Genomic DNA, 11,614 nt, shown 5'->3' with positions numbered 1-11,614 from the left:
AAAAGAGGTATACCCAAGATTCATCTTCGGGATATACCTCTTTTCTTATTTTAATTATCTTTCTTATTCTACTTATCTTTCGCGCTGGTCAGCACCCCACATCAGTTTTTCTCTCAGGGTAGAGAAATAACGCTGGTTGCGCTGCTTCACAATCTTGATGCTATGAGGAGCCTTGCGGATGATAAGGCGGGTTTCCTCCGTCATACGTTCACTGCGTCCATCGATGGCTACCAGATAGTTGTGGCTGCGACTCTCGATATCGAGCGTGATGACTGCCGTATCGTTGATGACGATAGGACGGATGTTCAGACTGTGAGGAGCCACCGGAGTAAGACAGATGCTGCCACTCTGCGGAATGATGATAGGTCCGCCATTAGATAGATTGTATGCCGTAGAACCTGTTGGCGTAGTAACAATCAGACCATCCGCCTGATAAGTGACGAGGAATTCGCCATCTACCTGCGTACGGATGGAAATCATCGAAGCATCATCACGCTTCAGCACGGCAATATCGTTGAGTGCGAACGGATTGCCAGCCAGAACGCCTCCTTCAGCCTCAACCTGAATCACCGCATGCTCCTCTATCAGACATTCACCAGCATAAAGACTGTCCAGCGCCGACTCTATCTCGCTAGGCAGCACATCGGCAAGGAAGCCCAATCTGCCCATATTCACACCGATGATAGGCGTACCCTTGGCTCCCACCCGGCTCGCCGCCTTCAGGAAGGTACCGTCACCACCCATAGAGATGACATAATCCACATCAAAGTTGTAATCCTCGAACACCCCAGCCGCCTTCACATCGAGATGCTGGTCGCGGGTAAGAAACTCGTAATAAGCATTCTCCACATAAACTTCAGCCTCCTTCTTTTCAAGATAAAGAAGGATTTTCTCTATCGAAGCCGACTTCTTAGCCTGGTATTCATTACCAAATATTGCGAATTTTAAATGTTGCTGTGCCATTTATTTTGTTATTTCAATTATTATTCTTACTTTTGCAAAGGTAATAATATAATTCGAATAACAAGACAAAAAACGAATAAATTATGGCAAAGGTATATGAATTTCTTGCCAATGGCTTCGAGGAAATCGAAGGATTGGCTCCGGTTGACATCCTCCGCAGAGGTGGTGTAGACATCAAGACTGTAAGTGTAACGGGTACAGAATGGGTAGAAACATCGCATGGTGTAACCATCAAGGCTGACCTGAAGTTTGAGGATATTGCCAGCTTTGAAGATGCTGACATGCTGATGATTCCAGGCGGAATGCCAGGCAGTACAAACCTCAACGAGCACGAAGGTGTACGCCAGGCGCTCATCGCACAGCACAAGGCTGGCAAGCGAATCGGTGCCATCTGCGCAGCCCCAATGGTTCTGGCAAGCACAGGCATCCTCGAAGGAAAGAAGGCTACCTGTTATCCTGGTTTCGAGCAGTATTTCGGCGAGAACACCGAATATACCGCCACCCTCTTCCAGGAAGACGGCAACGTGATTACAGGCGAAGGTCCTGCCGCAACCCTCCCATACGCTTATAAAATATTGAATTACTTCGTAAGCAAGGAAACTGTGGCTGCCCTGCAGGATGGCATGATGTATGATCATCTCATGAAAAGCAAATAATAACAATGAGTGAAGAAAGGCAGGATTAGAATTCTTCACTCTTCACTTTTAACTCTTCACTTAAAAAATGGATTACGTAATCATAGTAGCCGGAGGCAAGGGCCTCCGCATGGGAAGTGAGATTCCCAAACAGTTCTTGCCGGTAGCGGGCAAGCCTATCCTGATGCGCACCATAGAGCGTTTTCATGAATACAACCCTGCATTGAACATCATTCTGGTTCTGCCGGAGAGTCAGCAGGCATACTGGCACCAGCTCTGCGAGGAGCATCATTTCAGCATCAAGCACCAGATAGCCAATGGTGGCGACACCCGTTTCCAGTCATCCAAAAACGGACTGGCTCTCATTCCTGATGATGAAGATGGCGTTGTGGGCATTCACGATGGTGTGCGCCCATTCGTATCTAAGGAAGTGATCGAAGAATGTTTCGAGACGGCTCGCGAAGAATATGCAGCCATCCCTGTATATGCCGTAACCGACACCTTGCGCTATATTGACCAGCACGGAGGCGGAAAGAACGTGCTGCGCAGCGATTACCGCGTGGTGCAGACTCCCCAGACCTTCGACATCGGTCTGGCAAAGCAGGCTTTCAACCAGGAATACAAGGAACAGTTTACCGATGATGCTTCGGTGGTAGAAAGTCTTGGCTGCCAGGTTGCAATGGTTGATGGTAATCGTGAGAACATCAAGATTACTACCCCATTCGACATCAAGATAGCTGAAGCGTTGCTGGGGTAAGGCGAAACAACGAGGCATAAAAAACAAGCAGGGAATTCCTCACGGAGTCCCCTGCCTTTTTTATAACTATAATAAACCTATTTTAATTTACCATTAACCTAAAGTGCAAATCTCTATTTCGGGTCTACCAATAACATCAGTCAAACACCTTTCTCCTTCAGAAGAGTTTATACTGCTACGGCTGCACGTAACTTCAACATGCCACGATGTACCAGGTTGCGTACACTATGATAGTTCATCTGCATGATGTCGCAGATGTCCTCATATTTGCGCTGCTCTATATAATATAAGGTGAACACCTGGCGCTGGCGTGGTGTCAGCTCATCCATCAGGATCTGTACCTTACGAACATTATTGAGCGAACTTTCATCAAGGATATAAGAGTTTTCCACATCTTCTACAGTTGTAGAGATACGGATATCCTCCACCGCAGTCTCCGTCATATAGTTCTTGCGGCGAAACTCATCCAGCAATCTGTTGCGGAGAGAAATGAGCAGGTAAGAGGTTACCTTTGTAACTTGTAAATCCTGGCTTTTAGAGATGAGTTTGATAAACACATCTTGTACACAATCTTTTACAAGTTCTTTGTCTGATGTAATACACAGACCATAATTGAGCAACATTTCCGCGTACATATCATATAAAGACATGAAAGCGTTCTGGTCGCCTTGGCGATAGGCAGCGAGCAACGTCTGTGCTGCTTCCTCTCTTTCTCTAATGTTATTGTAGTTTGTTTTCATCTTAGGTGTACTTTTGTTTGTTGATGGTGCAAAAGTAGCCTAAATGCGGCAAACTCTAAGGAAAAATCAGGTAAATGAATGGGAAAAATTGGTATTCAGTGTATTTTTCCTCCCATTTTAAGGGTACAAATGGCTTTTTATGCGATTTTTCAGTTCTTCTATGTCAGTTTCAGACAACAAGCCCGAAATCTCGTCAAGATGAAGAAGAACATATTTTGCCTGCTCTATTTCGGCAGGAAGATACATTTTCTCAAGCTTTCGAGAAGATGCCGGCCTCCCAGAGTTGGCATCCGGTTCTACAATAGAAGAACCGAATACCGACTCCAGGAAGTCGGTATTCAATAAAAGATTTCTTACAGATTCTGTTATCATCATTTTTTTCATCTTCTCTACTTTTATGATATTCTACTTATTACTTCACATTCGGGCAAGAGCCGCCAGCATCCATCACCGCCTTGCCATTCTCGGGTGCCGAAGCCCCACTGTAAATGACAGCCTTCTCAGGATAAGCCTGACGATACTCGCTCACACTCTTGAAGACATCATCATAAGTAACCTTGCCCGGACGAAGGCGACGCTGATACTGGCGAGGTGCCAGATTCTTGCCTCCTTCAGGAGCATAAAGTCCCTTCTGGGTATAATACCACTGTTCAATATGAATGATGTCAACCACCTTTCTCAACTCCGGATCCTGGAGGATGGCATCCTGCACATCCTTGTTGCACGACAAAGCCACCCAGACATGCTTGCCCGTCTTAGCCTCCCATTCGGCAACGGTCTGCAACCAGAACTTCGTAAAATGATAAGGGCCCGTATATTCCTCGCCAATCGACTGAATCACGTTCGGCTCATCAGCAAAGGCATCCAGCATCTTCATGATATACTGCTTATGCAGCTGGCGCATCACCGGATTATCTATATTATAGAAGTATTCTGCCATCCATACACGCTTATCGCCGGCAAAAGGAACAGGTTCAGGGAACACCGTACCATTGATATTGTTGACCGGGCGCCATGGACAATCTACCCAATGGGCACCTGCCTCCAGGATATTATGCTGGAAATAGTGCTGGTTGATAACCAGCAAACCATTCTTGGCTCCCTTTTCTGCCAATTCCTTAATGCGGCTGATGTACCACGGATTCAACTTTGTAAGGTCATACTTACTCAGTCCGTCCCAAGCCGTGCCCTGTCCGCTTCTGGCAAAAGGTTGCTCATAGAACGGAGCCCAGACATCTCCATCACGGCGGCGCACACGTTCGTGGTCATCACGGCGACGGTCATACCACAAGCCGTAGTTCTGGTTGAAGAGCACCACATGCTTATCACGAAGATGAGCCACCACACTATCCACACGGGTTGTAGTGCCCTGTCCCTCCATTCCCGGCACAAAACGGGTCACGGCATCGGCAATCTTAGGGAAAGTCGAGTAACGAACACGTCCGTTCCACCAAGGGGTATTCATTCTTGCACCCTTCAACAGCGTATCAGCCACCATGATCTTACCCTCCTTTATCGCGAAGACAGGCTTCCCGGCATGGGCAAGATCCGCCTTTTTCTTAGAACGTTCCTTGATTTTATCCACATCCATAGCCTTGACAGGAGAAACAGAAGCCATGAACCGGGCGTTGTCTGCTATCCACATCTGCATGGTGATGCGAGGTTTGCGCGCCTCCTCTACCATCTTCTGTGCCACATCATAGGTAGGATTGTTGCTCACATTGTTGCGTTCTCTCTCCAGCACACGACATTGGGCAGAGACATCCCTACCCAGTCGTTTCTCCAGAAGAGAGGCAAAGCGGCTCCATGGTTTGGCATGATTGTTACATTGCTGGAAATCACCAGAGCCGTTAAACTGCGCCCAACAGGCAAACACATGGTTGTTGCTGCCATCAGGAATGCTGTCGGCAAAGATTCCGGCAGCCGTACATTGGTAAGCAAGGCTGTTGGCTGTATTCCATCCGATGCCGTAGCCTTCGAGACCGAGATTGCAGAACTTGATGTCGTTGCCATCGATATTCACATTATCGAAGAGCAATCCTGTACACCAAGGTCCCACAGCACCACTATAACCCAGCGATTCATAACCATCGCATTGTACGAAGGCATTAGGACCCGCTGCACAGAGACCAGCCACAAAATCGTGCATGCCCTGTTCTGAATAGCAACGCTGGAACAGACATTGTTCGCCCATACAGAGGAAGGTGCGACGACGGTAGCCACCGATTTCTGAGACAGGAGCCTGAGAAATGCAATCCTCTACCGTGATACGGGAAGCATCACGCTGGGTTACGACAGCCGAACCAGCCAGATGGCGGAAATTCACCATTCTTACCCAACCGTCTTTCACCTTATTAATATATACACCCTCCCAGGCATGGTTTTCATCCTTCGGATTGGTAGTATCATATTCAGAATCTATCGTGAGATTTTCTACACCCACATTCTTCAAGCGCCAGTCATTACCGGCGATGCGCTGAACGAAGCATTCCGCATCATCCTGACCGAGCGACATGGATAAAGGAGCATCCAACTGCAATCCTCCCTTTCCGTCAGAAACCACACTACGGGTCCAGCGCACATCGATTTCTCCCGGATGCCAGCCCCAATAGCCCAGATCCTTGCCTGCACCGAAGTCAGCACAGCCCATCTTCTGAATCCATTCCTTGGTAGAAGGACGTACTATCAGTATCTCATCGCCCATCTTACAGCCGGCAGGCAGCGTCACCTTCCGCTCTCCCATCTTCCAGGGAGCAGAAAGTTTCATTGGTTCGCCCAATGTCTGCATCTGCTTTTCGCTTTCCAGATACACCACCGCCCCACGGTCTACACCTTTTTTATATAGCACCGTCTGATTGCGGTCAGTACCTCTCAGCACCACGCCCGAAGTCTGGATACGAAGCGGCTGTGAGAGTTCGAATACGCCCTTGTCGAGCAAGACAGCCCCTCGTAGTCCCGTCTTCTTATCCACTTTCCTGGCAGAAACAAAGTCGATGGCTTTCTGTATGCGAGCGCTCTGGTCGCCTTCTTTCCATTTCACGAAGACCACAACGTCCGCATCCGGAATCCCCTTTTCGCTCTGCTGGTAGCCCACGTAGCTAAAATCAAACGCGAAGGGTTGCGCAAAGATTTGCACAACCCCTACTAACGTAAATATCCATATAGAAAATAATCTTTTCATACCTCTTGTTTCATCAGAGTTTTTATAACCTTACGGAAACTGTTTATTTTTTCTTTGCCGCTTCAATACGCTTATACCAACCCTCGCGCTCTGCCTTCAGGTCGTAGCCCCGTTTGGTGAGCCAGTTATTGATGCGTCCCTTGTATTTTCCGAACCAGCCATGTTTAGCCTTGGAATTTTCAGCATCAATGGCAAACTCGCGAGCTTCTTTCAACCAATTGAGAATTTGGAGTTTCTCGTTTTCTTTCAGAGAAGGAATCATCTCCAGATGAGCCTGATAAGTTTTCGGAACGACACCGAAGGTCATACCATCCTTCACCTGCTCTACCTGCTTCTCTGAGAGATAGTTTTCCAGATTGGCAGCAAATTCAAAGTGGTGCTTATAGAGTTCCGCATCACGCTCAGCCTTATTCTTGCCGAACTTCTCATAGATATCGTTCAGCAGGAAATAACGGTTACAGATGATGTGGAGCACATTCTGCTTGCTACTTTTATCAGTCAGTTGCAGCGCATCCACGATTTTCTGCGAACGGGCGATGATGTTGTTCACATACTTGGCATCGCGCCCCACGCTGTCGAGCTGTACCTGTGCTCCTGCTCCCAAAGGAAGCAAGAGCAGACAGGCTGCGCCTAACAACTTATTTCTCAAAAGTTTTTTCATATTCATGTCATGCATTAAGAAATGAATCCGAAGAAACAACTCCGGGCATTCATTTCTGATTTACAGAAGTTTTCCCTTCTCAGCCAAAGTATCGTGGTTGTTCTTCATGTCAGTCCAATCCACCTTTTCCTTGGTGCTGATACCGTTGATATACTTCTCGATATTGGTATATCCGTCACCAGTGCAATCCTTGTTGGCATCGCTAGGGTCGTTAGGATTCAAGCCGTTGGCAATCTCCCACTCATCAGGCATACCGTCGCCATCTGTATCTACATAAGGCTTTGCCTTCTTATATTTAGGGAATCCGCCAACCTGGCAGATGTCTGTGATGATACCCAACTTATAGGAATCCTTGTCCAGACGGCGATACTTAAAGCTGCCATCTTCAGCCTTCGACTTGTCAGCCAATCCCCAGAAGTCACCATATGGATTCTTCTTAGGCAGTTTCTTTACATAGTAAGCCTGACCGGTACGAACCTCCTCTACGATACGCTGGTCAACGATATCGCGGGAAGGAATGGTTGCACCCACATTCTCAAGTACCTTATCAAAAGTCTGGTCCTTAGGAATAATGGTCATGTGTGGCATGGCGAATGGTTCGTTAGAACGCATCAGCGCCTTAACATCTGCAGGTATTCCATTTGGAAGATCCTTATCAGCAATCTGAATACCGCCATTCCAGTTGTCCTTGGTTACAGCCTCGTTGCCTTCTACGATATTTCCTTCAGCATAAATACGACCATACTGAGCCCAAGGGAAGAGTTTGTTGCTTCGGCTTTCGCTCTTCACGATACGGTAGCTGATGGCACCCTTCGGAGTAAGAGGTCCTGGCTTATAATAGTTGTTGATAAAGTTGCTCATGGTTGAGAACTCACCACCATCTGCTGTACGATGTACCCAGTTGTAAACGATGTTGTTCACGAAGTTAAACACACCACCCCATCCGATAGATGGATTACGACCTGTATTATCCGCCCAGAGGTTACGCATGAAGGTAGAATTCTCTCCACCGATTGTACTGCCAAAGGCATGGTTCCATGTATCGAGCGCCTTGGCAGAGATGGTATTCTGGATGGTTACATTCACCGTAGGCACCTTGCGTTTTGGCTTGCCATCGTGCAAATCGAACATGTGGCGGTAGAAAGAGATATTCTCATCCAGACCAAACTCGCAAGAGCAGTGGTCAATCATGATGTTACCTACCGGATTACCACCGAAAGAATCCTCACGATACCATACATGGGTATTACCACGGCGGAAACGCATGTGGCGAACGATGACATCATGGGTATCAACCTGGAAAGATTCACCCGAAATCATCACGCCCTCACCCGGAGCTGTCTGTCCGGCGATGGTGATATAAGGAGCACGGACGATGATTGGAGTCTTCAACACAATATTTCCCGATACATTGAAGACGATGATGCGGGCACCACCCTGTTCGCAAGCCCAACGGAAAGAACCAGGACCAGCATCATTGAGATTGGTCACAGTCAGCACCTTGCCACCACGGCCTCCGAAGGTAAACATACCGCCACCCTCAGCACCTGGGAATGCAGGAATCTTAGCCTGGCGCAAATCGTATGGACGGGAAGCCCATGGCACATAAGGACGTCCTGCCATTGCCTCTTGTTTTACAATAGGGAAAGCCACAGCCCAAGCAGAATCAGAATGGGCAGTCCATGCAGCTTGCATAGAATCAATCTTCGCCTGAGCTTCCTTTGTGATAGTAGGATACTGAGCGAAAGTTGCTGCTGGCAAGATAGTCAATGCCATCGCAGCGAAAATCTTCTTACTTCTTTGCATTGTTTTAATATTGTTTGTTCATTATATCTTAAAGACGCCTTTCCCTTTCTTTTGTCCTCAATGAACATGCGCATTTTTTCGGGAACAGGTGGCGACATTTCATCCGCAGAAACGTCTTACACCTATATATAATATAAACGAAAGTTACTTATCTATTATTTTATTGAAACATAAAACAGAAAACATAAAATTGAAAAATGATGAACAGAAGATGTTTTCCTTTAGTTGCCGCTTCGCTGATGGCGCTTTCAAGCCAGGCGCAGCAGGTTGACTTCAACATAGCCAGCAGAAAGGCTGCTGAAGTTACTGCCCTCAATTTCACTCCTGTTGGTGTGAAGCAGGGCAATACATACCAGTTTGCTCTAGGTGGACTGGAGATTACGCTCGACGCACCCGTAAAAGACCAGATTATCAAATCCAACTGGTTTAAGCAGGGCATACAGTTGGGCGACCGACTCACCAGCGATGGTATCGTAGTATATCCGTCGAAGGGCGATAATGCCCAGCTCCGCATCACCATCCGAGGTCTGAAACCAGGTCATCACTCTCTCCTTGCCTATCACAACATCGTAGACGGACTTACCGGCAATATTCCTTCTATCCTGGTTTCCAGAGAGAAGGAACAGATAACTACCGTTAAGAAAGGCAAGAAGCGTATCCAGCAGAAGAGCATGATGCAGGAGATTCTTGCACAGGATATTAAGCAGACCGTAAGAGAGATGAAGGCATCGCAGAGCGGCCAGTCGTACATTGAATTTGATGTAACCGATGACCAGCCTGTAGTTATCCACTATCAGCTGCAAGGTGTGGATAACGCAAACAACACGCTCACCATCAATGGTTTGGTATTCGACAAAGCCAACCCGAAAGCCACCGCTCTCAACCCTTACCCTGCCGATGATGATCTTCATGTCAACGCAGAAGGAGGCAAGGTTGTTCTTCGCTGGCAAACCGGCGAAGGTGCCAAGCAACACCTTATTTATATAGGACAGCGTGCCGACCAGTTAAAGAAGGTTGCCACCACAAATAATGCTTCTTACGAAGCCACCGGTCTCAGCAGCGCCAACGATTATTACTGGCGTGTAGACGAGGTAGATGCCAACGGCAAGGTTTCAGAGGGCGAAGTATGGAACTTCCGTCCACGCCGTCTCGCCTTCCCAGGTGCCGAGGGATATGGAAGATTTGCCATCGGCGGTCGTGGCGGTTCGGTTTATCATGTTACCTCTTTAGAAGATAACCCTGAGAATCCGCAGCCAGGCTCTCTCCGATACGGAATTACAAAGGTTAAGGGACCTCGTACCATCGTCTTCGATGTTGCCGGCATCATCGACCTGAAAGACCGTCTGGTTTGTTCCGACCCATTTATCACGGTAGCCGGACAGACTGCACCCGGCAAGGGAATCCTTCTCCGTGAGCATCCTTTCGGTTTCGGATCAGAAGGCATCTTCCGCTTCATCCGTCTCCGACTGGGAAAATATCTCGATAAAAACGGCAAGACCATTACCCTCGACGGACTGGGTGCTGCAGGCTGCGACAATACCATCATCGACCACTGTTCGGTAGGCTGGACCATCGACGAGGCTTTCTCCAGCCGCAACGGCAAGAACATTTCTTTCCAGCACAACCTCATCTCCGAAGCACTCAACCAGGCTGGTCATCAGAATTATGTCAATGCCAAACATGGTTATGCTGCAACCATCGGTGGTAATGTAGGCTCGTTCCACCACAACCTGCTTGCCAACAACGAAGGAAGAAACTGGAGTATGGGTGGCGGACTGGACGGAGCCGGATATTATGCCGGAAAGCTCGACCTTTTTAATAATGTAGTATACAACTGGGGCAACCGTGCCTGTGATGGAGGAGCCCACGAAGTAAACTTTGTTGGCAACTATTACAAGATGGGACCAGCCACCAGCATGAAATATATCCTCAATGCCCAGTTGGAAGGTACCGGCCAGGGAAGTCAGGCTTACTACATGCACGATAATATCCGCCAGAACTACGTGGGCGATATGAAACAGAATGCAGGAGCTGTGGCAGGAAAGCATGGAGAACTGGTCAGCGACAAGGAAGGCGAAACCTACAAATATACAACTTCTCACGGACAGGTAGTCAACTGGAAGGTATTTACCGACAAACCATTCTTCCCATCCTATGCCAAGGTAGAAAGTGCCCGCGCTGCCTTCAAGAACGTATTGAGCGATGTGGGAGCCAACCAGCCTTGCATCGACCAGCACGACCAGCGCATGGTAGAAGAAACCTTGAACGGAACCTATAAATATGTTGGTTCCAAGACCGGCAAGAAGGGACTGATAGATGATAACCTGGATGCCGGCAACGATGCCTGGAAGGAGTTTGAAGCACTCACCGACCGTCGCCCTGCCAACTGGGATACCGACCAGGATGGAATGCCAGACTGGTGGGAGAAGCTAGCTGGTACCAACCCGTCAGCTGCCGACAACAACGAGCTGACCGATGGCGAATATACCCAGTTGGAACGCTATCTCAACTGGCTTGCAGAACCACATTTCATCACCTCAGCAGGCAATAAGTTGACTATCGCCCTGAAGCAGTATTTCGCCGGTTACAACCAGCAGCCAGTCTTCACTCTGGAGAGCAGCATCCAGCCACAGGAAGGCAAGATGAAACTCAATAAGAAGGGAATCCTCACCATCAGCCTCAACAAAAAGGCTGCCGACTGCCTCATCGACATCAAGGTGAAGGCTACCGACAAAGACCAGGTGGCTTCCCTGCAACGTACTTTCCACATCGCTATTACCCAATAGCAATGTGGAAACACAAAAGATGATACACCAAACAATATCTAATCCCGAAGAATCAATAAAAAACGAAATAAAACAACTTTCAAAC

General features: G+C 47.9%; 9 protein-coding genes. 3 read left to right on the top strand and 6 right to left on the bottom strand.

Features of this window, described 5'->3' with window-relative positions:
• Positions 1 to 72: 72 nt before the first annotated feature.
• The gene (locus NNC77_RS03065) at positions 73 to 963 is read right to left on the bottom strand and encodes an NAD kinase (RefSeq protein WP_117586787.1); all 891 of its coding nucleotides are present in this window, start codon (positions 961 to 963) and stop codon (positions 73 to 75) included.
• An 83-nt stretch (positions 964 to 1,046) separates the two neighbouring features.
• Between NNC77_RS03065 and NNC77_RS03060 the strand changes: the two genes are divergently transcribed.
• Positions 1,047 to 1,619 carry a DJ-1 family glyoxalase III gene (locus tag NNC77_RS03060; protein ID WP_118200404.1) on the top strand — a complete coding sequence of 191 codons (573 nt, stop codon included), beginning with the start codon at positions 1,047 to 1,049 and terminating at the stop codon, positions 1,617 to 1,619.
• A gap of 67 nt (positions 1,620 to 1,686) precedes the next feature.
• Positions 1,687 to 2,355, top strand: a complete 669-nt coding sequence (locus NNC77_RS03055) for a 2-C-methyl-D-erythritol 4-phosphate cytidylyltransferase (protein ID WP_254969825.1) — start codon at positions 1,687 to 1,689, stop codon at positions 2,353 to 2,355.
• 167 nt (positions 2,356 to 2,522) lie between these two features.
• Here the strand turns inward: NNC77_RS03055 and NNC77_RS03050 are convergent, their stop codons facing one another.
• The 5 genes from NNC77_RS03050 to NNC77_RS03030 all read right to left on the bottom strand — a co-directional run bounded on the left by NNC77_RS03050 (position 2,523) and on the right by NNC77_RS03030 (position 8,743).
• A complete protein-coding gene (locus NNC77_RS03050; RefSeq protein ID WP_117691936.1) occupies positions 2,523 to 3,095 on the bottom strand; it encodes an RNA polymerase sigma factor in 573 nt (190 codons plus the stop codon).
• Between the two features lie 117 nt (positions 3,096 to 3,212).
• Positions 3,213 to 3,470 (bottom strand): hypothetical protein, encoded by a 258-nt coding sequence (locus NNC77_RS03045; protein ID WP_254969827.1) that lies wholly within the window; start codon positions 3,468 to 3,470, stop codon positions 3,213 to 3,215.
• A gap of 37 nt (positions 3,471 to 3,507) precedes the next feature.
• Positions 3,508 to 6,276 (bottom strand): DUF6298 domain-containing protein, encoded by a 2,769-nt coding sequence (locus NNC77_RS03040; protein ID WP_254969828.1) that lies wholly within the window; start codon positions 6,274 to 6,276, stop codon positions 3,508 to 3,510.
• 43 nt (positions 6,277 to 6,319) lie between these two features.
• A complete protein-coding gene (locus NNC77_RS03035) occupies positions 6,320 to 6,937 on the bottom strand; it encodes a DUF3826 domain-containing protein (RefSeq protein WP_117586794.1) in 618 nt (205 codons plus the stop codon).
• Between the two features lie 60 nt (positions 6,938 to 6,997).
• Positions 6,998 to 8,743 (bottom strand): polysaccharide lyase, encoded by a 1,746-nt coding sequence (locus tag NNC77_RS03030; protein ID WP_254969829.1) that lies wholly within the window; start codon positions 8,741 to 8,743, stop codon positions 6,998 to 7,000.
• A 197-nt stretch (positions 8,744 to 8,940) separates the two neighbouring features.
• Here NNC77_RS03030 and NNC77_RS03025 point away from each other — a divergent pair, with 197 nt between their 5' ends.
• Positions 8,941 to 11,529: a hypothetical protein gene (locus NNC77_RS03025; protein ID WP_254969830.1), complete on the top strand. Its 2,589-nt coding sequence runs from the start codon at positions 8,941 to 8,943 to the stop codon at positions 11,527 to 11,529.
• Positions 11,530 to 11,614: the final 85 nt, after the last annotated feature.

This window comes from Segatella copri (assembly GCF_024330485.1).
Taxonomy (GTDB): domain Bacteria; phylum Bacteroidota; class Bacteroidia; order Bacteroidales; family Bacteroidaceae; genus Prevotella; species Prevotella copri_L.
This window is presented reverse-complemented; position numbering and strand designations above follow the sequence as displayed.

Coding starts and splice junctions, on each gene's coding strand:
- NNC77_RS03065 (WP_117586787.1), bottom strand. CDS start 963: ATGGCACAGCAACATTTAAAATTCGCAATATTTGGTAATGAATACCAG.
- NNC77_RS03040 (WP_254969828.1), bottom strand. CDS start 6,276: ATGAAAAGATTATTTTCTATATGGATATTTACGTTAGTAGGGGTTGTG.
- NNC77_RS03055 (WP_254969825.1), top strand. CDS start 1,687: ATGGATTACGTAATCATAGTAGCCGGAGGCAAGGGCCTCCGCATGGGA.
- NNC77_RS03025 (WP_254969830.1), top strand. CDS start 8,941: ATGATGAACAGAAGATGTTTTCCTTTAGTTGCCGCTTCGCTGATGGCG.
- NNC77_RS03050 (WP_117691936.1), bottom strand. CDS start 3,095: ATGAAAACAAACTACAATAACATTAGAGAAAGAGAGGAAGCAGCACAG.
- NNC77_RS03030 (WP_254969829.1), bottom strand. CDS start 8,743: ATGCAAAGAAGTAAGAAGATTTTCGCTGCGATGGCATTGACTATCTTG.
- NNC77_RS03045 (WP_254969827.1), bottom strand. CDS start 3,470: ATGATGATAACAGAATCTGTAAGAAATCTTTTATTGAATACCGACTTC.
- NNC77_RS03035 (WP_117586794.1), bottom strand. CDS start 6,937: ATGAAAAAACTTTTGAGAAATAAGTTGTTAGGCGCAGCCTGTCTGCTC.
- NNC77_RS03060 (WP_118200404.1), top strand. CDS start 1,047: ATGGCAAAGGTATATGAATTTCTTGCCAATGGCTTCGAGGAAATCGAA.